The 21,442-nt window shown below is 41.5% G+C and carries 29 protein-coding genes and 2 pseudogenes; 19 read left to right on the top strand and 12 right to left on the bottom strand.

The window, feature by feature from the left end; all coding sequences use genetic code 11:
- Positions 1-42 precede the first annotated feature (42 nt).
- From SD31_RS02360 to SD31_RS02350, 4 genes are all read right to left on the bottom strand, one after another.
- Positions 43-231: a hypothetical protein gene (locus SD31_RS02360; protein ID WP_039052957.1), complete on the bottom strand. Its 189-nt coding sequence runs from the start codon at positions 229-231 to the stop codon at positions 43-45.
- 224 nt (positions 232-455) lie between these two features.
- Positions 456-1,247, bottom strand: a complete 792-nt coding sequence (locus SD31_RS18120; protein ID WP_262506504.1) for a stage 0 sporulation family protein — start codon at positions 1,245-1,247, stop codon at positions 456-458.
- Between the two features lie 16 nt (positions 1,248-1,263).
- Positions 1,264-1,620, bottom strand: coding sequence for a hypothetical protein (locus tag SD31_RS18115; protein WP_231561077.1), 357 nt, complete (start codon positions 1,618-1,620; stop codon positions 1,264-1,266).
- Between the two features lie 176 nt (positions 1,621-1,796).
- Positions 1,797-2,684 (bottom strand): hypothetical protein, encoded by an 888-nt coding sequence (locus SD31_RS02350; protein WP_316929729.1) that lies wholly within the window; start codon positions 2,682-2,684, stop codon positions 1,797-1,799.
- Between the two features lie 221 nt (positions 2,685-2,905).
- Between SD31_RS02350 and dnaN the strand changes: the two genes are divergently transcribed.
- The 18 genes and pseudogenes from dnaN to SD31_RS14735 all read left to right on the top strand — a co-directional run bounded on the left by dnaN (position 2,906) and on the right by SD31_RS14735 (position 17,105).
- Complete coding sequence (gene dnaN, locus SD31_RS02345; RefSeq protein ID WP_039052956.1) at positions 2,906-4,030, top strand: DNA polymerase III subunit beta; 1,125 nt, start codon at positions 2,906-2,908, stop codon at positions 4,028-4,030.
- Between the two features lie 13 nt (positions 4,031-4,043).
- Positions 4,044-4,700 carry a DedA family protein gene (locus SD31_RS02340; protein ID WP_039052955.1) on the top strand — a complete coding sequence of 219 codons (657 nt, stop codon included), beginning with the start codon at positions 4,044-4,046 and terminating at the stop codon, positions 4,698-4,700.
- Positions 4,701-4,722: 22 nt separating this feature from the next.
- The gene (locus SD31_RS02335) at positions 4,723-5,379 is read left to right on the top strand and encodes a DedA family protein (RefSeq protein ID WP_316929728.1); all 657 of its coding nucleotides are present in this window, start codon (positions 4,723-4,725) and stop codon (positions 5,377-5,379) included.
- Between the two features lie 36 nt (positions 5,380-5,415).
- Positions 5,416-6,288, top strand: a complete 873-nt coding sequence (locus SD31_RS02330; RefSeq protein ID WP_082021771.1) for a YicC/YloC family endoribonuclease — start codon at positions 5,416-5,418, stop codon at positions 6,286-6,288.
- Between the two features lie 5 nt (positions 6,289-6,293).
- Positions 6,294-6,863 carry a guanylate kinase gene (gene gmk / locus SD31_RS02325; protein WP_039052953.1) on the top strand — a complete coding sequence of 190 codons (570 nt, stop codon included), beginning with the start codon at positions 6,294-6,296 and terminating at the stop codon, positions 6,861-6,863.
- Positions 6,863-7,444, top strand: a complete 582-nt coding sequence (nadD, locus tag SD31_RS02320; protein ID WP_039052952.1) for a nicotinate (nicotinamide) nucleotide adenylyltransferase — start codon at positions 6,863-6,865, stop codon at positions 7,442-7,444. Before gmk ends, nadD begins: the two co-directional genes overlap by 1 nt.
- Positions 7,445-7,559: 115 nt before the next feature.
- Positions 7,560-7,748 (top strand): CsbD family protein, encoded by a 189-nt coding sequence (locus SD31_RS02315; RefSeq protein ID WP_039052964.1) that lies wholly within the window; start codon positions 7,560-7,562, stop codon positions 7,746-7,748.
- A gap of 65 nt (positions 7,749-7,813) precedes the next feature.
- Positions 7,814-8,593: a 5'/3'-nucleotidase SurE gene (gene surE, locus SD31_RS02310; RefSeq protein ID WP_039052951.1), complete on the top strand. Its 780-nt coding sequence runs from the start codon at positions 7,814-7,816 to the stop codon at positions 8,591-8,593.
- Positions 8,593-8,856 carry a hypothetical protein gene (locus SD31_RS02305; protein WP_039052950.1) on the top strand — a complete coding sequence of 88 codons (264 nt, stop codon included), beginning with the start codon at positions 8,593-8,595 and terminating at the stop codon, positions 8,854-8,856. Before surE ends, SD31_RS02305 begins: the two co-directional genes overlap by 1 nt.
- Before the next feature lie 51 nt (positions 8,857-8,907).
- Positions 8,908-9,774, top strand: a complete 867-nt coding sequence (locus SD31_RS02300; protein WP_039052949.1) for a 1,4-dihydroxy-6-naphthoate synthase — start codon at positions 8,908-8,910, stop codon at positions 9,772-9,774.
- Positions 9,775-10,040: 266 nt separating this feature from the next.
- Complete coding sequence (gene secA, locus SD31_RS02295; protein ID WP_039052948.1) at positions 10,041-13,319, top strand: preprotein translocase subunit SecA; 3,279 nt, start codon at positions 10,041-10,043, stop codon at positions 13,317-13,319.
- A gap of 32 nt (positions 13,320-13,351) precedes the next feature.
- On the top strand, positions 13,352-13,816 hold the full coding sequence (locus tag SD31_RS02290; protein WP_231561076.1) for an SPOR domain-containing protein: 465 nt from the start codon (positions 13,352-13,354) through the stop codon (positions 13,814-13,816).
- A gap of 11 nt (positions 13,817-13,827) precedes the next feature.
- A pseudogene (locus SD31_RS02285) lies at positions 13,828-15,017 on the top strand (M20 metallopeptidase family protein).
- 6 nt (positions 15,018-15,023) lie between these two features.
- Positions 15,024-15,584, top strand: a complete 561-nt coding sequence (locus tag SD31_RS14740) for a hypothetical protein (RefSeq protein ID WP_052258565.1) — start codon at positions 15,024-15,026, stop codon at positions 15,582-15,584.
- 219 nt (positions 15,585-15,803) lie between these two features.
- Positions 15,804-16,082, top strand: coding sequence for a GNAT family N-acetyltransferase (locus SD31_RS18110; protein ID WP_316929730.1), 279 nt, complete (start codon positions 15,804-15,806; stop codon positions 16,080-16,082).
- A gap of 39 nt (positions 16,083-16,121) precedes the next feature.
- Complete coding sequence (locus SD31_RS02270; RefSeq protein WP_039052947.1) at positions 16,122-16,436, top strand: rhodanese-like domain-containing protein; 315 nt, start codon at positions 16,122-16,124, stop codon at positions 16,434-16,436.
- 91 nt (positions 16,437-16,527) lie between these two features.
- On the top strand, positions 16,528-16,830 hold the full coding sequence (locus SD31_RS02265; protein WP_039052946.1) for a hypothetical protein: 303 nt from the start codon (positions 16,528-16,530) through the stop codon (positions 16,828-16,830).
- A complete protein-coding gene (locus SD31_RS14735; RefSeq protein WP_052258564.1) occupies positions 16,827-17,105 on the top strand; it encodes a DUF6358 family protein in 279 nt (92 codons plus the stop codon). The genes SD31_RS02265 and SD31_RS14735 overlap by 4 nt, the downstream gene beginning before the upstream one ends.
- On the opposite strand, the gene gcvT is transcribed toward SD31_RS14735, so the two are convergent.
- The 7 genes and pseudogenes from gcvT to SD31_RS02235 form a co-directional block, all read right to left on the bottom strand.
- Positions 17,098-18,177 carry a glycine cleavage system aminomethyltransferase GcvT gene (gene gcvT / locus SD31_RS02255; RefSeq protein ID WP_039052960.1) on the bottom strand — a complete coding sequence of 360 codons (1,080 nt, stop codon included), beginning with the start codon at positions 18,175-18,177 and terminating at the stop codon, positions 17,098-17,100. The genes SD31_RS14735 and gcvT overlap by 8 nt on opposite strands.
- Positions 18,178-18,298: 121 nt before the next feature.
- Positions 18,299-18,517: a hypothetical protein gene (locus SD31_RS20540; protein ID WP_316929727.1), complete on the bottom strand. Its 219-nt coding sequence runs from the start codon at positions 18,515-18,517 to the stop codon at positions 18,299-18,301.
- Positions 18,518-18,580: 63 nt separating this feature from the next.
- A pseudogene (locus tag SD31_RS21120) lies at positions 18,581-18,703 on the bottom strand (pseudouridylate synthase); the annotation flags it as partial.
- Positions 18,700-18,999, bottom strand: a complete 300-nt coding sequence (locus SD31_RS20530) for a pseudouridine synthase (protein ID WP_316929726.1) — start codon at positions 18,997-18,999, stop codon at positions 18,700-18,702. The pseudogene SD31_RS21120 and the gene SD31_RS20530, both read right to left, overlap by 4 nt.
- On the bottom strand, positions 18,999-19,370 hold the full coding sequence (locus SD31_RS02245) for a hypothetical protein (protein ID WP_052258563.1): 372 nt from the start codon (positions 19,368-19,370) through the stop codon (positions 18,999-19,001). Before SD31_RS02245 ends, SD31_RS20530 begins: the two co-directional genes overlap by 1 nt.
- A 9-nt stretch (positions 19,371-19,379) precedes the next feature.
- Positions 19,380-19,871, bottom strand: coding sequence for a DUF4112 domain-containing protein (locus tag SD31_RS02240; protein WP_039052944.1), 492 nt, complete (start codon positions 19,869-19,871; stop codon positions 19,380-19,382).
- A 1-nt stretch (position 19,872) separates the two neighbouring features.
- Positions 19,873-20,583 (bottom strand): SIMPL domain-containing protein, encoded by a 711-nt coding sequence (locus tag SD31_RS02235; protein WP_052258566.1) that lies wholly within the window; start codon positions 20,581-20,583, stop codon positions 19,873-19,875.
- A gap of 140 nt (positions 20,584-20,723) precedes the next feature.
- On the opposite strand from SD31_RS02235, the gene SD31_RS02230 reads away from it, so the two are divergent.
- On the top strand, positions 20,724-20,915 hold the full coding sequence (locus SD31_RS02230) for a cold-shock protein (protein ID WP_039052943.1): 192 nt from the start codon (positions 20,724-20,726) through the stop codon (positions 20,913-20,915).
- A gap of 84 nt (positions 20,916-20,999) precedes the next feature.
- On the opposite strand, the gene SD31_RS02225 is transcribed toward SD31_RS02230, so the two are convergent.
- Positions 21,000-21,383: a DUF805 domain-containing protein gene (locus SD31_RS02225; RefSeq protein WP_039052942.1), complete on the bottom strand. Its 384-nt coding sequence runs from the start codon at positions 21,381-21,383 to the stop codon at positions 21,000-21,002.
- Positions 21,384-21,442: the final 59 nt, after the last annotated feature.

The following is a 21,442-nucleotide window of genomic DNA, read 5'->3' as shown; positions in this document are numbered from 1 at the left end:
GCTTTCCTTGTGTGACTCACAAAATGTAGGTTGGAAAAGACATTAACTTAGGTTGGTATGACGCACATTGATATAGATATCGTATTTAGCTTTGTTGTCTTCTACCTTCACTTCAAAGGTAGGAATATCTCTGTACTCCCAAGAGCGATCAGCTATGGCCACATTTTTTTCATAAAAGGCGCCATCGCTGCAGGAGGCAAGCAGACCTAGTATAGCTAAATATCTTTTCATAATAAAAAAGAAGAGTGGAGAAGATTATTCTCCACTGTTGTTTTGTTTATCTGAATTTTTGTTTTTATTTCTGTTGAATCTTCTTTTCTTCCTCTGCTGCTCTTTAGGTTTTGCTGCTTTTTCGTTGTTTTTGATATCTGCTTTTTCTTTCTTTTCTCCGGAGGGAGCTTGCAGGCTTTTCAGCTTTTTTACTTTGGTCGGCAGAAGAAGACTGAGCTTCAGCCTTATTGCTGTTTTTGTTTTTTCTTTTTCTTCTTGCGTTTTTTGGATTTTTCATCCAAGCGTGTCAGGCTATCCTGTCCTACAACATTCTCATAATCCAAAACAATAGGTTTTATCGTTTCTTTTTGTAGGCTTACGGCGGATAAAGTTTCCGGAATTTCGCCTTGCTTGTTGAGTTCTGCCAGCTCTTTGACCTTGCTGATAGCCAGAGGCACCCAGCTTTCTGCTCCCGGATAGGAGAACCACATAATCTTTTTGAAAATATCGGTTTTTTGTAAGATTGCTGTACCGTTTTGTGTTTCTATTTTATCTACGTCGGTAGGAATATCTTTCAGGGCGTCCATATAACTATCCAGCTCATAGTTGAGACAGCATTTGAGCTTACCGCACTGACCAGCCAGTTTAAGCGTGTTGAGCGACAGGTTTTGATATCTTGCCGCAGAGGTTGACACGGTCTTGAAGTCTGTCAGCCATGTAGAGCAACATAGCTCCCTGCCGCAGGAACCTATACCCCCTAGACGGCTTGCCTCCTGCCGCATTCCAATTTGGCGCATCTCGATACGTATACGGAATGCTTCGGCCATCTTCTTGATGAGCTCACGAAAGTCTACACGTCCTTCTGCCGTATAGTAGAAGGTAGCTTTGGTCTTGTCACCCTGATAGTCTACGTCCGATATTTTCATTGAAAGACCTAGGTCCAAAGCCATCTTACGGGCTCTGTGCATGGTCTCCCACTCCAAATCTTTTGCTGCCTTATATTTGGCAACATCTGCCTCTGTCGCTTTACGGTATATACGTTTGGTTACAGCATCAGGACTGATATTTGTTTTTCTTGAGCTGTAGCCTTACCAGCTCTCCTGTAAGCGACACGTGTCCTATGTCATAACCTCCTGTAGAAGGCTCTACGGCGACCATTTCACCCATTTCAAGATAGAGGTTGTCCGTATTGACGAAGAAATCTTTTCTAGATCCTTTGAAACGAACTTCTACTATATTGAAGGGTTTATAGTTAGATGGCAAATCCATATCGGAAAGCCAGTCGTACACATCTAATTTATTACATCCGCTGGTCATGCAGGTGCCGTTATTGTTACAACCTGCTGGTACTGTACCTAATTTGGCTCCTGTACCGCAACCACCACCGGATGAGCAACTGCCACATCCCATAATTTTCTTTCTATATATATTGAGTCCCTTGTGGGAACGTTTGATATTTGAACAATAAAACTAATTGCAAAGATAAATCTAAAAATAATATTTTAGGATTACCATTCCTTTCAATACCATAATGTGTTTTTTCTAACAGCCCTATGGTTTCGGTCAATTGTTCAATTTGATATAATTCACTTGAATTTTTCTACAAATTTTAACTCTTCTTCTCGCAGAAACACTAAATTTTTCAACCCTTGTTGCATCAGAATGATCTGCCTAATCATGTTGATGGCATAGAGGATGAAGCTTTTCTGATTCTCGCGTCCTAGGGAAGCAAGTCTCTCCTCGCTGATACGTATCAGATCTGATCCTCTGTCTGTCACTATGGTGCGAAGCCATTCCACGAAAAGTTGAAAGTTGCTGCTATGTTCTTTGTTTTGCAGCAGATTTAAAGCGTCCTGAATATTGCCGTCGGCGATGAAGGCAATCTCTCTTGCCTCGTTGTGCGGAAGGCTGTGTTTCTCTACAAGGTAGTTTGTTATCTCTTCATGACTAACCTTGTTGATTTTGACCAGCTGCGTGCGCGAGATAATGGTATTCAAAATCTTTTCCTGGTTTTCTGCTACCAGTAGGAAAAGAGTTTTTGCCGGCGGTTCTTCGATAAGCTTAAGCAAGGCATTTCCCTCTTTATCCAGATATTCCGGAAGCCACATGATCAAAACCTTGTATTCAGCCTCATAGGCTTTCAAGCTAAGCTTTTTGATGATGTCATGTGCTTCCTTGATGGGAATGTTGGCCTGCTTGTTGCCGGCATCAAGCCTATCCCTCCAATAATCCATTCCCAAGTAGGGATTGGTGAGAAAAGCTTCTCTCCATTCTTTCAGCACGTCGGTAGCTACAGCTAGCTCCTTCGTAGGGAAAAAAGGATACGAAAAGTGAAGGTCCGGATGGATAAGCTTTTCGTATTTGCGGCACGAAGGACATTGCCCACAGCTGTCTTCGTCCGTACGGTGTTCGCAATTGATATATTGTGCATATGCTACCGCAAGAGCAAGAGATCCAGAACCTTCCGGCCCCAAAAACAGCTGTGCATGACTTACACGGTTGTTTTTTATCCGAATTGATTAAATGTCTTTTAACCTCTTGATGACCAATTATCTCTCTGAATAGCATATTTATTTCTAGACAAATGTACTAAAATTAAAATTGTCTATAATAATAACATTGTAATAGTGCACCATTATAATTTTAGACATAAATTATGTAATATTGCATATAAGTAATTTATCGCAAATAGCACATGAGATTTATTGTATCCACATCTGTTTTATTAAAACAACTTCAAGCCATCAGTGGCGCGTCAAGTAGCAGTACCGTTCTTCCTATTTTGGAGAACTTTTTGTTTGAGATAAAGGACAATACGCTGACCATCTCAGCGACAGATTTGCAGACTAGTATGGTTACTTCTTTGTCTATAGAAGCAAAAGAAGAAGGTAGAGTAGCCATGCCGTCAAAAATTTTGATTGACACATTGAAGACGCTTCCTGACCAGCCTGTAGCCTTTTCGGTAGATACTAATACGTTGACAATAGAAATCAGCGCTGGCGACGGTAAATACAAATTGAGCGGCGAAAATGCAGATGATTTCCCTAAAATTCCGGTAGTAGACAATGTCTCTACAGTGAAATTATCGGCCGCTATTCTGGCGGAAGCTATTAATAAAACTCTTTTTGCGGTAAGTACTGACGAGCTTAGGCCGGCAATGTCGGGGGTATATGTACAGTTTAGTGATCAGAACATCACTTTTGTGTCTACCGACGCACACCGACTTGTAAGATATCGCCGTACAGATGTAGGCGCAGAAAAGACTGCTTCCATCATCTTGCCTAAGAAAGCTTTGACCCTGTTGAAATCGTCGTTACCTTCGGATGATACCACGGTTTCTATAGAATATAACAATACCAATGCGTTCTTCCAGTTCGGTTCTATTCACTTAATATGCCGCCTAGTGGATGAGCGCTATCCAGATTATGAAGCGGTAATTCCTCAGGTAAATCCAAATAAGCTTACTGTGGACCGTGCATTATTCTTAAATACCTTGCGTCGTGTGGTAATCTTTGCAAATAAGACCACGCATCAGGTACGTTTGAAGATCAGCGGTTCGGAATTGAATATCTCGGCAGAAGATCTTGACTTCTCTAATGAAGCATACGAACGTTTAAGCTGTCAGTTTGAAGGAGAAGATATGGAAATAGGTTTTAACGCCAAATTCCTTATCGAGATGTTGTCAAACTTAGACAGTGAAGAGGTGGTGTTGGAGATGAGTACACCAAATCGTGCAGGATTGTTGTTGCCTTCTGTGAAGAAGGATAATGAAGATATCTTGATGTTGGTGATGCCGGTGATGTTAAATAATTATAATTAGAGGTTAGCTCGTTTTGGATATTATTTACGGACTAATAGATTTTATATTACATGTGGACGACCATCTGGTAGAGATAGTAAACAACTATCAGATGTGGACCTACTTGATTCTGTTTCTTATCATTTTTGTAGAGACAGGAGTTGTGGTGATGCCTTTTCTTCCTGGCGATTCGTTGCTATTTGCGGCAGGAATGTTGGCAGCACAACCTAATGAGCTGAACATATGGGTGTTGATTTTAATTCTTCTTGTGGCGGCGGTAACAGGAGATTCTCTCAATTATTCCATAGGAAAGCATTTTGGTTTGCGTGTCACTAAGTTTAAGCTTTTCGGAAAACATATGGTTACCGATGAGCAGCTCGATAAGACACATTCGTTCTATGAAAAGTACGGCAGTAAGACTATAGTTATCGCCCGTTTTGTGCCTATAGTCCGTACTTTAGCTCCCTTCGTAGCAGGCATAGGGCGGATGAACTATGGTACTTTCCTTACTTACAACATTGTAGGGGCTATCTTGTGGGTAGTAGGAATAACCTTAGCCGGATATTTCCTAGGAAATATTCCTTTTATTCGTGATAATTTTTCAAAGGTGGTATTGCTGATAATTTTTGTATCCGTACTGCCAATCATAATAGAGATTTTGAAAGAAAAATTTAAGAAGAAGGAAGTATAATACTTCCTTTTTTTTGTTGGATATGGATATTGTCAGCACATTAATAGATTTTATTCTCCATATTGATAAGCATCTGGTGGACATCATCAACGATTATCAATCATGGACGTATTTGATATTGTTTGTGATCATCTTCGCCGAAACGGGACTGGTGGTTACTCCTTTTCTTCCTGGCGACTCTGTGTTGTTTGCCATAGGCTCACTTATTGCAAAGCCGGAAACCGACCTTTCGCTCTTCACCATGCTGATTCTATTGATTGCTGCTGCAGTGTTAGGAGATTTAATAAACTATGAAATCGGCAAGCATGTGGGGGTGCGTGTTTTCAATGGCAAGTCTCGAATTTTCAAACCTTCCTACTTGGAGAAGACTCAAAACTTTTATGCTAAATACGGAAACAAGACCATAGTATATGCTCGTTTTGTGCCTATAGTACGTACATTTGCTCCTTTCGTGGCCGGCATATCGAGGATGAAGTACAGGCAGTTTGGTAAGTTCAACATCTTAGGTGGGGTGTTATGGGTTACTCTTTTTCTGCTGGCAGGATATTTCTTCGGGCAGATATCTTTTATTCAGAATGAATTTTTCTTTGATGGTGTTAGCCATAATAGGTATATCATTACTCCCTCCCGTAATAGAATATCTGAAAAAGAAGTAAAATTTTTCTCTTCAGATAGGTAAAATTCTCTTTTAGTATTAGTTTTCATACCTTTGCGTATGATAAAATCAATGACCGGCTACGGTGTGGGAACGCATGAAAATGCGAAAGTAAAATACACTGTCGAGATAAAATCACTTAATTCAAAGTTCCTCGAATTAGGATTACGTCTTCCGAAGGTCGTATCGGACAAGGAACTTACCCTCCGTGCGGAATGCAGTAAACTTATCGAGCGCGGAAAAGTAAATATTGCCGTTACGGCAGAATATGCTGACCAAACAGCAAAAGCATCTACGATAAACGCAGAACTTCTTAAGAAATATTACACCCAGCTGAAGGAGATAGCTATGGAAGTAGGCGAAGAAAAAACAGATCTTTTCAGCTTGGCGCTCAACATGCCTGAAGTGATCTCCACAAACGACGAAGTGGACGAAGAAGAAGGAAAGGTGCTTATGGAAGCCTTTTACAAGGCGGTAGAGCAATTTAACGTCTTTCGTGCCGACGAGGGACGCATTCTTAAAGGAGACCTAGAAAAGCGCGTTTATCTCATTTTGAATTATCTTACGGAAGTGGAAAGCGTGGAGGGAGACCGAATTCCCTTGATCCGGGAGCGTCTCAATCAATATATGGAGGAAGCAGTAGGAGCTGATAATATTGATAAAAACCGGTTTGAACAGGAAATCGTTTTCTATATCGACAAGCTGGACATCACCGAAGAGAAAGTGAGACTCAAAAGCCACTGCAACTACTTTATCCAAGAACTCAACTCGCCGGATTCCAATGGAAAAAAATTAGGGTTCATCTCCCAGGAAATGGGACGTGAGATTAATACGTTGGGATCTAAAGCCAACAATGCGGACATACAGCAGATCGTAGTCCGCATGAAAGAAGAACTCGAAAAGATTAAAGAACAACTATTAAACGTACTATAACATATATGAGCGGAAAGCTAATTATTTTTTCAGCGCCTTCAGGTGCAGGCAAAACAACTATTGTCAAGCATTTACTAGAAAAATTCAATGATAAATTGGAGTTTTCCATCTCGGCAAGTACACGTGAGCCTCGAGGCAATGAGGTGGATGGCAAAGACTACTATTTTATTACGAAAGAAGAGTTTTTGCACCGTGTGGCCAAGCAGGAATTTATTGAATTTGAAGAAGTGTATTCCGGAACATATTATGGTACTTTGCGTTCGGAAGTAGAGCGTATTTGGGCTTTAGGAAAGCATGTTATCTTCGATATTGACGTGGTGGGGGGCTTGCGTCTGCGTTCTAAATTTCCGGACCAGGCTTTGGCGATTTTTGTGAATCCTCCTTCTTTGGAGGTGTTGAAACAACGCTTGGCAGGAAGGGGCACCGACTCGGAAGAAAAACTACAGGAACGTTTTGCTAAAGCGGAAAAAGAATTGAGTTATGCCGATAAGTTTGACGTCATCTTGAACAATTTTGATTTGGAGACAGCCAAACAGGAGGCTGAAAAATTAGTGTTGGATTTCCTTGCAAAATAATGGCTAACAAGAAGATTGGTTTATTTTTTGGTTCATTCAACCCCATTCATACAGGGCATTTGATAATAGCCAATTATATGGCCAATTTCACGGATTTGGATGAGGTGTGGTTTGTCGTGTCGCCACATAATCCTTTCAAGGAAAAAAAATCCTTAGCCAACATGTACGATAGGTTGGAGATGGTAAATCTTGCCATAGAAGGCATTGACTATTTTCGTGCAAGCGACATAGAATTCAAGCTGCCGCAACCATCCTATACTATTGACACCTTAATTCATTTGCATGAGAAATACCCACATCGGGATTTTGTGCTCATCATGGGCGAGGATAATCTTGCTGGCCTTCACAAATGGAAAAATGCGGATATCATACTTCGGGATTACAAGATAATAGTGTATCCCCGTCCGGGATTTGAGGGAGGAGACTTGAAGAACCATCCTGCGGTGATGATGACGGACACACCCCTGATGGAGCTTTCCTCTACTTTTATCAGACAGGCAGTAAAAGCTGGAAAAAATATAAAGTTTTTTACGCCCGACAAAGTGGCAGAATTCATAGATAAAAAAGGATTATATCTTTAAAAGACAAGACTCGGCGAAAAGCCGAGTTTTTTGTTTTCTTTCATGACGTTATGATGACAAACTTGTCCTATCACCACTTGTTAGTACTGTACTTAATAAAATGAAAGGACATGTTATGGACAAACTGGATTTAAAAGGAAAATGGAATGTTATGAAAGGTAAGATCAAACAACAATATGCCGATTGGACGGATGACGATCTTAAATACGAAGAAGGACAAGAAGATGAATTAATCGGTCGTCTACAGCAAAAAATGGGTAAAGCTCGTGAAGAAGTAGTAGACTGGTTGAAAAGTTTAGGTTAAACCAAAACTAATACGTAAAACTCCGGCATATGTCGGAGTTTTTTTATTTTTCCTAACTTAGCATTATGACAAAGAAGAAACCGACAATCCTTGTCGTAAATGATGATGGCATTACAGCACCCGGTATCAAGGTGTTGCTGGAAGAAATGCAAAGACTGGGAAATGTAGTTGTGGTGGCGCCGGACGCCCCACAGTCCGGAATGGGACATGCGATTACCATTGCCAAGCCCTTACGATTGGATAAAATAGAATTATATCCTGGTGTGGAGATGTATAAATGTTCGGGCACGCCGGTGGATTGTGTGAAGTTGGCAGTAGACAGAATCTTTAAAGATAAGAAGCCGGATTTATGTGTTTCGGGAATAAATCACGGACTAAACTATTCCATCAACGTGCTGTATTCGGGTACCATGTCCGCTGCGGTAGAAGGAGCTATAGAGGGAATCCCTTCCATAGGCTTCTCATTGGATGATTTTGCTCATGGAGCCGATTTCTCCCACACGAGACCCTATGTTTATGGAATAGCACAGCAGGTGTTGCAAAATGGTCTTCCTAAAGGTACTCTGCTTAACGTTAATTTTCCCCATATAGAAAAGGGCATTAAAGGTGTGAAGATCTGTAGACAAGCTAACGGTTGCTGGGTGGAAGAATTCGAATACCGCAAAGATCCACATAATAGAGACTATTACTGGATGACAGGAAGATACGACTGGGTGGACCGCGGAGAAGATACTGATGTCTTTGCGATTAATAACGGATATGTCTCTATTGTGCCTACACAATACGATATGACGGCGCATCACGCCATTCCGGAGTTGAATTCTTGGGCTTTTGATGTAAAATAATGCAGAAGAAAGACTTTATATTAGGAATGGTTATCGGGGTCATAGCTCCTTTGGCATCCTATCTCCTTACGCAATACACTTCTTTGCAACGAGATTATTTTGTCGAAAAACCTATAGCCATACATGTGCTGGCCGCAGCAATTAACCTTATTGTTGTGCGCTTTGCCTATAGGGCAGGAAAAGAGTCTTTGGCCAAAGGTGTGATGCTGCTAACTTTCCTTGCTATGGTAGTGTTGATTTGGCTCACCAAGCTGAAAGTGTAGGGTGCTCATGTACCTTATCATATTTTGAAACCGGATTTTAAAGTAAAGTTTATGAAATTAAGTTTAGGGTTTTCCCCTTGTCCTAACGATACTTTTATTTTCGATGCGTTGATTCATCATAAGATTGACACCGAAGGCTTGACTTTTGAGGTGGAATATCATGATGTTGAGACGCTGAACCATAAAGCTTTCAACAGAGAGCTTGCCATTACTAAGCTGAGTTATCACGCCTTTGCTTATGCTGTGGAGGATTATGAGCTGCTGGACGCTGGATCAGCCTTGGGCTTTGGGGTAGGTCCGCTGCTGATTACTAAACGAACAGAATTAGCCGAACAGCTTGCTGCTTTTGCTGGAAAGCCTCTGCCGGAGCAATTTCATCAGCTCAAAGTGGGCATTCCGGGAAAATATACAACGGCAAACTTCCTTTTAGGATTGGCCTATCCATCCCTCCAAAACAAGGAAATCATGGTGTTCTCCGATATAGAATCAGCCTTGCTGGACGAACGGATAGATTTGGGGCTTATCATCCACGAAAATCGCTTTACCTATCAGGATAAAGGACTGTTTAAGGTTGTGGATTTGGGGGATTATTGGGAGAAAACGACAGAAAGTCCTATTCCACTTGGCGGAATTGCCATCCGTCGTGATATGCCAGAGGAAATCAAAAACAAGGTCAACAAGCTTATTCGTAAAAGTGTGGAATATGCTTTTGCCAACCCTAAATCCGGATTGGAGTATATACGCGCCCATGCTCAAGAGATGGATGAAGAGGTTATGTATAAGCATATAGATTTGTATGTAAATCAATACTCGGTAGACTTGGGACCTTTGGGAAAGAAAGCTATACAGTCTATGTTCGAAAGAGCATATACTTTGAACATCGTGCCGAAGACCTCGAAAAATATATTCTTGAAATAGACCGACTATATCGGTCTATTTTTGTTTTCGGACAAAAGTTTTGTGTACTTCAAAAATACTTTTTGGAAGAGTCTTATCCTTGAAACATTGGCTTCTCATCACGTGAAAGCAAGTTTAACAAAATAAGCCGTTGACATGAAAAAAAATAGCTGTAATACTGTAACTTGTCAGTCTGAATAATTAAATTTGTCCGATTCGTGCCAAAATGTCCCTGATAACGAGTTTGGATTCAATTTTGTGCATTAGTGTAGAGATAAAATAAAATTATGTTAAAATTCTTAAGCAAATTATTTGGTAGCAAGTCGGAGCGAGACATTAAGGCTATACAACCTATTGTCAACAAGATCAAGGAAGAATATAGTAAGTTAGCCAACTTGTCCAACGACGAATTGCGAGCTAAGACCATTGAATTTAAAAACCGTATAAAGGAATATTTAAAAGATATCGATGCCGAAATCTCGGATTTGCAGGTTAAGGCTGACGAACAGATTACGGATATTGCAGAGAAAACGGCAGTATACGACAAGATAGACAAACTAAAGAAAGATCGTGATAAAAAGTTGGAGGAGGTATTGGCAGAGCTCCTTCCCGAAGCTTTCGCCGTGGTGAAAGAGACAGCACGTCGTTTTACTGAAAACGAAGTGTTGGAAGTTTCTGCCACCATGTTCGATAGAGAACTTGCGGCAAGAAAGCCTAACGTAACTATCGAGGGTGATAAGGCTTATTGGAAAAATAAGTGGATTGCTGCGGGCAATGAAGTTACGTGGAACATGGTACACTACGACGTTCAGCTTATCGGTGGTATCGTGTTGCATCAAGGTAAGATTGCCGAAATGATGACGGGGGAAGGTAAAACGTTGGTGGGAACCCTTCCTACCTATCTTAATGCGCTATCAGGTGAAGGTGTTCACATCGTAACGGTGAACGACTATCTTGCTAAGCGTGACTCGGAGTGGAATGCTCCTTTGTTTGAGTTCCACGGCCTTACTGTCGACTGTATCGACAAGCACCAGCCAAACTCCCCTCAGCGTCGTAAAGCCTATCAGGCAGATATCGTGTATGGTACCAACAACGAGTTTGGTTTCGACTACCTGCGTGACAATATGGCGCAAAGTCCTGATGCCTTGGTACAGCGTAAGCTACACTTTGCCATGATTGACGAGGTGGACTCCGTATTGATTGATGATGCTCGTACGCCATTGATCATCTCCGGTCCTATTCCTATGGGTGACCAGCACGAATTCTATCAGCTGAAACCACGTATTGAAAAACTAGTTAACGCACAAAAAGCGTACGTAAATACTGTATTCAATGAAGCTAAAAAGGCCATAGCAGCAGGCGACACAGATCCGGAAAAAGGAGGACTTGCTCTTTTCCGTGCCTACAGAGGTCTTCCTAAGAATAAGGCGCTGATCAAGTTCTTGAGTGAGAACAACCACCGTCAGATCTTGCAAAAGGTGGAGAACTTCTATATGCAAGAGCAAAACCGCCATATGCCTAAGGCCGACAAAGAGCTTTATTTTGTTATCGACGAGAAAAATAATCAAGTAGAACTTACCGAAAAAGGTATCGAGCTTATTACCGCCGAAGGAGAAGATCCTAACTTCTTCATCCTTCCGGATGTGGGTAGCGAAATCGCCGAAATCGAAAAATCTAACGCTACGTTGGAGGAGAAGGCTGCCCGCAAAGATGAGTTGATGCGTGACTATGCCATCAAAGCGGAGCGTATCCACTCGGTCAACCAGCTTTTGAAAGCTTATACCCTATTCGAAAAAGACGATCAATATATCGTTGACGAAGGAAAAGTAAAAATCGTTGACGAGCAGACAGGACGTATCATGGAAGGCCGCCGCTATTCGGATGGGCTTCACCAGGCTATAGAAGCTAAGGAAAATGTTAAAGTAGAGGACGCCACACAAACGTATGCTACTATAACCTTGCAGAACTACTTCCGTATGTACCACAAATTGGCAGGTATGACGGGTACTGCTTCTACAGAAGCAGGTGAGTTCTGGGAAATCTATAAGCTTGACGTGGTGGAAATTCCTACCAATAAGCCTGTGATACGTGAGGATAAACAGGATTTGATTTATCGTACCGCACGCGAAAAATACAATGCTGTAGCACAAGAGATTCAAAATCTTACTGAAGCCGGAAGACCGGTATTGGTGGGTACTACTTCGGTAGAAATTTCGGAACTATTGAGCCGGATGCTTAAGCTGCGCGGCATTAAACATAACGTATTGAATGCTAAGCTTCACCAAAAAGAGGCAGAGATTGTTGCGGAGGCTGGTCGTCCTGGTCAGGTGACCATCGCTACCAACATGGCCGGTCGTGGTACCGACATCAAGCTTACCGAAGAGGTTATCAAGGCAGGAGGTCTGGCCATCATCGGTACGGAGCGTCACGAGTCTCGTCGTGTAGACCGTCAGTTGCGTGGTCGTGCCGGACGTCAGGGAGACCCAGGGTCGTCACAGTTCTTCGTCTCTTTGGAAGACCCATTAATGCGTCTCTTTGCGTCAGAACGTATTTCGAACATCATGGTTAAGATGGGTGTGAAGGAAGGCGAAGTGATGCAGCACAGCATGCTGACCAAATCTATAGAGCGTGCACAACGCAAAGTAGAGGAGAATAACTTCGGTATCCGTAAACGTTTGCTGGAATACGATGACGTGATGAACTCTCAACGTAATGTGATTTACACCAAACGTAAAAACGCCTTGTTCGGAGAACGTCTCGATGTGGATTTGAACAACACGATTTACGATGTGGTGGAAGATGTTGTCGTAAGTGCCAAAGAAGATGGTTCTTATGATGAGTTCCAAATCGAAGTAATACGCTTGTTCTCTGTAGATCCTGCGATCAGCGCTGAAGAGTTTGCATCTAGCAATGTAAATACATTGACCGACAAACTTTTCCAACAGGTAATTACACATTACGAAAACAAAGCGAAGAATATCGCTGCTCAGACCTTGCCGGTATTGAAAAATGTGCTAGCAGAGCGCGGCGACTTCGTAGAAAATATAGTTATTCCTTTCACAGACGGTATTCGTGGCATTCAAGTTGCTACTAACTTGAGGAAGGCCGTGGAATCAGAGGGTAGAGAGGTGTTCAAAGCCTTCGAAAAAGCTATAGTCCTTGCTTTGATTGATGAAGCATGGAAAGAGCATCTACGTGAGATGGATGACCTTAAACAATCTGTTCAGAATGCCGTTTACGAACAGAAAGATCCTATCATTATTTATAAGATGGAAGCCTTCAACCTGTTCAAAAACATGTTGGCTTCAATGAACAAAGATATTGTTAGCTTCTTGTTCAAGGGCGACATTCCGGGACAGCAGCAACCTCAAAATATAGAAGAGGCAAAACCTGTTGCGCCACAGCCTGAAAATGTAAAGGCAACAAAAGAAAGTTTAGAATCTCCAACCGGGGTTTCTGAAGAAGATGTGGTAACACAACCTATACGTAAGACACAGGATATTGGTCGTAATGACGAGTGTCCTTGCGGTTCAGGATTGAAATACAAAAATTGTCACGGTAAGTAATCGCTAAGACAATTAGAAGGAGTTTTATAGAGATGTTGCAAAAAAATGGATTGATTTTATTTTGGAGCACTTTAGCATGCCTAATATCTATAGATGTAAAGGCGCAGGAAAGTAATGCAGTAGAAGTTCAAAAGGATACGCTTATTACTTTGCTGCAAAACTTCAGAGCTGCTAATGAAATCAATCCTACAACACCTCGATTGATAAGCCTAGGACCTAAGGTTGTTGATAAGGCCAAAGCTACCCGGGTTAGAAGAAAGGGTTTCAGAGTACAGATCTATTCCGGATCCAATCGAAGTGAAGCTTATGCCGTGCAGGCCCGCTTCCGAAGCCAATATCCGGACATAGATACTTATATCACCTATTCGGAGCCTAATTACAGGGTTAAGGTAGGAGATTTCCTCAGCCGTAGCCAGGCTAATGAATTTATGCGAACCATACGTTCTCAGTACAAATCCGTATTTGTCTTTCAGGAAGACATCTGGGTTTGGGAATAAAACATTTTATCATGACCAATATAAAGCATGAAATTCAGCAATTAGCGAAAGAATTTTTTGCTGAAATCGTTGATATTCGCCGTCACCTACACCGTAATCCGGAACTTTCTTTCGAAGAGTATAATACGTCAGCATTTGTAAAGGCTGTATTAGACAAGATAGGTATTCCTTATACTTCCATGGCTAATACGGGAGTCGTAGCGCTCTTGAAAGGCGATTTACCGTCGGATAAGGTTATTGCCCTACGTGCAGACATGGATGCTCTTCCTATCACAGAGGTGGAAGGACGCCCCTACGGCTCGCAAAATAAAGGTGTCATGCATGCCTGTGGTCATGATGTACATACTTCCTCCCTGCTTGGCGTAGCAAAATATTGTATGCACTGAAGTCTAAATTCGGTGGAACGGTAAAACTTATCTTCCAACCGGGGGAAGAAAAACTGCCGGGAGGAGCTTCGCTGATGATTAAGGAGGGCGTGCTGACAAATCCGGAGCCTAACGCCGTGATAGGCCAACATGTGATGCCTTTCATTGAAGTAGGTAAAGTGGGTTTCCGTGCCGGACAGTATATGGCTTCTTGCGATGAGCTCTTTATGACTGTACGGGGTCGTGGAGGACATGGAGCACAACCGCATCAAAATATAGACCCTATAGCTATTACGGCACAGATTATATCTGCTTTGCAGCAGGTGGTAAGCCGATTTGCCGATCCACGTATCCCTACGGTATTGTCTTGGGGAAAAATCGTGGGCAACGGGGCAACAAACATTATTCCTAACGAAGTTTATCTTGAGGGAACCTTCCGTACATTCAACGAAGAGTGGAGGGCGGCAGCCCACGACAAAATCGTAAAAATCGCTACAGGCATAGCCGAAAGCATGGGAGCTTCTTGCGACATCGAGGTTCGTAAAGGATATCCTTATTTGGTCAATGAGCCTCAGCTTACATCAGCGGCACGAAAGGCAGCAGAAGAATACTTAGGAGCAGAGAATGTCGTGGATTTGGACCTATGGCCTGCCGCAGAAGACTTTTCTTACTATTCGCAGGTTGCCAATGCTTGTTTTTACAGGCTTGGAACAGGAAATAAAGCCAAAGGAATACAGTCTGCGGTACATACGCCCACCTTCGATATTGACGAAGACGCTTTGGAAATAGGAATGGGACTTATGGCATTTATCGCCATCACACAACTAAATCAATAATAGAACATGTCTTCACACCATATTGTTCGCGAAAATCAGGAACCTGCATTAGTCGTCGAAGAGGTGCAAGCACTTTCAGAAGAATATTTAGGACAGCTTCTGGAGTGGTCCCCTACCCTCATCACCACTCCACAGCAGATAGATTATTTTCTGATGCAGGACATTAAGATAGATGTACTGTATGGTGTATCCACAGACCAATATCAGGAAGATATAAAAGTTATTCTACCTGAGAAAGACTTTCTGACGGATAGCATTCAATATCTGATAGCGCATGGCCATAAGGCGGTAAATATTCTAACGAAAACCATTTCCGAGCATATTTTGTCTTTTGCTGATGCAATAAATATCGTTCTGTTCTGCGAAGGTATCCGCTATGTTGTCATCCGAGAGAAGTACGAAAAATGGAAGACCAAAGGGGACAGGATGTTTGTGGAGCCCTCACAAATAAAATCTTTCAATGGCTTGCGCTATGTGGAAGATAACATCTTTCAAGTCGAACAGGACGGTTTCGTAGCTTTGGAAATGAATACTGATCAATATATTATTGTCGGAGAAGAAGTTTAGAACATCATGTTGGAGATTCGCGTAGCCACATTGGAAGAAGCATCTATCATCCACGAGCTGGCCCACAAAATATATTTTCCTACCTATACTTGGCAGTCTCAGTGAGGATCAGATGGAATTTATGCTTGAAAAAAACTATACCGTTACGGCCATCCAGCAGTCGATTCAGCACGGACAGCTTTTTTATATAGCCTATGAGGAAAACGTGCCGGTAGGTTTATAGCCTTAACCAACAAAAATGAAAACATTTTACGCATAGAAAAGTTATATCTATTACCGTCTTCACAGGGAAAAGGCTTTGGAGGGCTTATGATAAGCTTTGCTGAAGAGGAGGCTACCCAAAGGGGCAGGGATACGTTAGAGCTTAACGTAAATAGAGGTAACAAAGCATATTATTTCTATCTGAAGCAAGGTTTTGAAGTGGTCGAAGAAGTAGATATTCCTTATTACGGATATATTTTGGATGATTACGTGATGCAAAAGAAAATTACCCTATAAATCAACCGGTATTGTTATATTTGATATAAAAATAGAATCATGAAAGAAATTACTGTTCAAGAATTAAAGGAAATGATGGATCGCAACGAGCAATTTCAGCTGATTGACGTTCGCGAACCTTTTGAATATGAAGTTTCAAACCTTAATGGTCTTAATATTCCTTTGGCGGGAATCCTTATCGAACAAGATAAGATAGCAAAAGATATCCCTGTGATTATTCAATGCCGTTCGGGAAAAAGAAGTGCACAAGCCGTCATGTTGTTGGAGCAGCAAGGGTTTACGAATCTAGCAAACCTTAAAGGAGGAATCCTGGCTTGGCGTGACGAGATAGATCCTGAGATGGACGTATATTAAGAGAAAGAGATATATCAACAGGAAAGAAGTAGGTATTTGATCCTCTCTTTTTATTTTTAAGTACTGTGCTAGAAGGTTGTACCTTTGCGGTATGAGAAACTTATATCAGCAGACTACGCAAGCCTTCTATTTCAGTTTGGTATTCTATATAGGTGCTTTGATATTGATGCTTTTTAAAGTCAGCATCGCTCCTATCCTATTCAGTTTCTCACTACTGATATCCATGATTTGGGTGCTTCTGGTATTGCGAGAGATTATGGTGTCCTCAAAAATAAGCTCTGTGGAACGTCTCCTTCTGGCGATATTCATTATATTGCTGAATATTTTGGCCGGTTTGGTATACTTTTATGGATTAAGAAAAAGAGTTGTAGAAACTCCTAAACAAACGAAATGAAAAAACATTTTATCTTAAACTTATTGCTCAATCTGGGAATAATCTTTCTGGTGATGAGCGGTGTTGCGGCATATCGTAGTGGCAACATGCTTATTCTTGGTGTGGCCATAGCGTTGTCTGTAGTTTTGATATATCTGAAAGTTGTCCTGTTGAAACATGTGAAAGCCGAGCTGATCAGAAAGCAGCAGGAGCAACAAAAAACACAACAAGCCCAAAAACAAAAAGGGATAATCATCGATTATCCCTTTTTATCTTTATTAGATATTATTATTTAATAAAAGGAGCTTTCTTTACTACGGCTTTCACCTTTTGGTTGCGGATGCTGATATAAATTTCCGTACCTTCTTTGGCGAAAGCGGTATTTACATAACCTAATCCTATAGATTTTTTCAAGGTTGGAGATTGTGTTCCTGAGGTTACACGTCCTATCACGTTGCCTTCTGCATCCACAATCTGGTAGTCGTGACGAGGAATACCTCTTTCTATCATCTCGAAGCCCACCAATTTTTGTGCTGTTCCCTTTTCTTTTTCGGCTTTGATATTTTCACAGTTGACAAAGTCTTTGGTGAATTTAGTCACCCAGCCAAGGCCTGCCGCGATTGGAGAAGTGGTGTCGTCGATATCGTTTCCATAAAGGCAGAAGCCCATTTCTAGACGTAAGGTGTCACGTGCGCCCAAACCTATAGGTTTGATGCCGAAAGGTGTTCCTGCTTCGAAGATAGCATCCCAAATTTTGCGGGCATCCTTGTTGGCTACGTATATTTCAAAACCACCGGCTCCGGTATATCCTGTTGCAGAAACCAGCACGTTGTCTACGCCTGCGAATGTTCCTTTGGCGAAGGTGTAATATTCCATGGAAGCCAGTTCAATATCTGTAAGGCTTTGTAAAGCCTCAGCGGCTTTAGGGCCTTGTACGGCAAATAAAGAAGTCTCGTCGGAGATGTTTTTCATCTCTACGCCGTAGGTGTTGTATTTGCTGATCCAGTTCCAGTCTTTTTCTATGTTTGCTGCATTCACTACCAACAGATAGGTAGTATCATCAATTTTATAAGTCAAAAAGTCATCTACAATACCGCCGGTTTCATTTGGAATATAAGCGTACTGTATTTTTCCGGCATATAATTTTGAGGCGTCGTTGGAAGAAATCTTTTGAATAAGGTCAAGAGCTTTCTCTCCTTTTAGGATGAACTCACCCATGTGGCTTACGTCGAATACTCCAACTCCATTACGTACAGTTTCATGTTCGTCGTTGATTCCTGAATATTGGACGGGCATATTGAATCCTGCGAAAGGAACCATCTTGGCCCCTAAGGATATGTGGAGGTCAGTTAAAGCGGTATTTTTCATCATCTATATTTGGTGTAATCTTTTTTTACAAATCTAATTAATATCTTTAGATTTAGGTTTACGATTTTAATAATTTCGTAAAAATGACGGCCTATTTTGCGGAAAACCTGAAAATTTCTTGTTATATCTCCACTTCAGAAATGCTAATGCCCAAAATATCGAGAGAGCGTTTGAATTCGCTCTGTAAATCAGCTTTTATCGCAATCGATTGATTAGTCCAAGGGTGTGTAAAGTAAAGAGCGGAGGCGTGCAGAAGCATAGTTTCCATGGCGAATTTTTCTTTCCACATTTTGTTTTGTTTGTTACATCCGTGGGGTCTGTCACCAATGATGGGATGCATGATGTGGGCGAAATGACGCCGCAGCTGGTGTGTACGTCCTGTGATAGGGTTTGCCTCTACCAGAGAATATCGTGATGTGTTGAACTTTCCTTGTGGAACATCAATCTCAGCGATGGCTAGGCGGCGGTAATGGGTGATGGCTTCCTGCGTCTTGTTGGTATTAGCCTTGGTAAGGGAGTAATCTATAGTTCCCTCTTCAGGCAGAAGCCTCGTAACAAAGCTAGGTAGCGTTTGTCCATTTTCTTGTCCTGAAACATTTGCTGGGTCTTTTGGTCCGTCGCCTTGTCCAAAGAGAAGAGCAGTATTCCTCCTGTTTTGCGGTCCAAACGATGAGCCGGATACACCGTCATCCCTATCTGATCACGCAGCAGCTGCAAGGCCGTCTCATCGGCATCCTGTGCGATGGATGAACGATGTACCAAAAGGCCGTGTGGCTTGTTGATGGCAACAAGATGTTCGTCTTGGTAAATGATTTCTAACATTAAAGATTTTTGAGTATACGTACTATTTCGTCAGCTTTTCGGTCAATTTCGGGGCTCAGCCACACTTTGGTGAATGCTCCCCCTCCTATCGGAGGTGTAGTTTGTCCTTGCCATCTAATCTTTATAATAGAAAACAGGTAATAATTTTCTATGATGACGCTGTTGGACACAAACTCCTTAACGATGCGGTTGCCAAACAAGGTCATGCCGAGCTGCATGGCTTCCTTATCCTTGTAATTGAGTTGGGACATCAGCAGCGACGTAGCTTTGTCCTGAACGGCACTTTCCAGTTTATCCTGGGTAGGATTGGTAAGTAAAGCCGCAACCATCACTGCAATAAGCAGTAGTGCAAAAAATCTTGTCTTTGACATAATCTTACTTTAAAAAAGGTCGGCAAGAGCGTTCCATAGCCATGTTGCCAGCTGCCACATCCAATAAAAGGCGACGCAACACAAAAGTACTATTATTATGAATAATGTTATCAATAATCCTTTGGCGCTACCCTGATATTTGCCTCTAAAGTAGTGCTCTTTGAGAATGCGGACGTTCTTTTTGTTAGCCCTATGGAAGAAGTCAAAAGCATAACCTACTAGAGGGATGGAACCTAGAATGGCATCATAAAGGATGTTGAGCAACATCTTTACGGCGGCCTTGCTGCTTACACCATTGCGCAGCATCACAAGGACCAAGACCAAAGAAAAGAGGAAGGAAACAACCTGTCCAGCGTAAGGTATTAAATTCAAAAGAGGATCCAAGCCAAACTTGAATCCTCCTATGTTGAATTTGCTATCCAGCAGTATGGACATACGCTCTATCCAGGCGAAATCTTTTTCACGCCTGCGACGAGCATCTATGTCTAAATTCTTTTCCAATTTATTTTAGTTCGAAGACCGCATCAATATAGCAAGTCAATTTTATAGGTTTAATGTCTATCACTAGCGAAGACTCTTCTACAGCCATGTCGTTGGCAGCTTTTGCATACATAGTGCGTGTTACTGGCATAAGCTCTCCCATGTTGAATGAGGAGTTGTCGTTGATCACCAATACTTTACCTACTCCTTGGCCGTCGGCTGCGGCAAGGATTTCTGCATTGGCGCGAGCATCTTTGACAGCAAGAGTTTTAAGTTCTTTTTCTATGTCTTTCTTCTGCGAATGGTCGTATCCGCTGATAGAAGTGCTTTGAATGCCACGAGGGTCAACATTGTCGAACAACGAATTAAGCCCATTAAGGTTTGTCACCTTGATGCGGTATTGACGCGACTGCAACAATTCATTGTTTTTCTTTTTCGTATCGTATTTGTAGCTGTAAATGTTTTGGATGGTGAAATCCTCTTTCTTCACGCCGATGGCCATCGCTGCGTCGTAGAGCTGCTTTTCTAACGTTTCGATAAATACTTTCTTCTTCACGTTGCCATCCATATAGAATTCTTTCAGCGATACAGAAAGATATATGATGTCTGGAGTGACTTCTTTTTCGGCATAACCTTTTGTCGCTACCTTGCGGTATGAGTCTATACTGTTCGTTTGTGCATTAGTCATGAGAATACTTCCTAATAAAACTGCGAGTGTCAATAATTTTTTCATATATGTTTTAATTTTTTGTTTTCTTATATAACGAATAGACAAGTAAAATGCCACAATGTTTAACAATACGTGAAAAAATATTCTTGTTAATGAGAAGAATAATCTTATCTTTAGAATATAATTTAAAATACAATACAATAATGCAAGAAGGTAAAGTAAAATTCTTTAATGAGACCAAAGGTTTCGGTTTCATTGTACCAGCTTCAGGTGAAAGCGAAATTTTTGTTCACGTTTCAGGATTAGTAGACAAAATTCGTGAGGGCGACAGTGTTACTTACGAAGTAGAACAAGGCCGTAAAGGTCTAAACGCGGTAAATGTAAGAGTTATCTAATCTACGGCATTAGATTCCACATATATTTATTGTGAGAAAAGCTCGAAATCCTTCATTTCGAGCTTTTTTGGTGATTCCTACGTATTATATAATAGCGGTATTTTGCGGCATGGATTCATCAGGTTCGGGGCCGTATTTGTTTTCGCCCTTATCTCCTTTCAACAGCATGAGATAAAGAATATATAAGTTGACGAAAGGCACGAAAGCCAAAATAATATACCACGCCGAACGGTTAGTGTCATGCAGACGCCGTGTCGTGACAGCCAAAGAAGGGATAAGTACAGCTAACCCATACAATGGATATAGGAAGAAAAGAAAGTCTGACAAGGCAGACAAAATGCTTAATATTCCAAATACCACAATATTTATTAGTGTAAAATACCAGAACTCCTTGCGTCCGGCTCTACCGTCAAAATTTGCAAAGTTGTTTATCACAACTTTCAAATAATATGCTTTTAACTCTTCCATAATTTTAAAGTTTATAATTAGCAATTAGTTATATAAATTTAATAAAAAACACTGCTAAT

The organism is Sphingobacterium sp. T2, from assembly GCF_000814685.1.
Taxonomy (GTDB): domain Bacteria; phylum Bacteroidota; class Bacteroidia; order Sphingobacteriales; family Sphingobacteriaceae; genus Sphingobacterium; species Sphingobacterium thermophilum.
The sequence above is the reverse complement of the archived record's forward strand: the minus strand, read 5'-3'. Positions and strand labels throughout refer to the sequence as shown.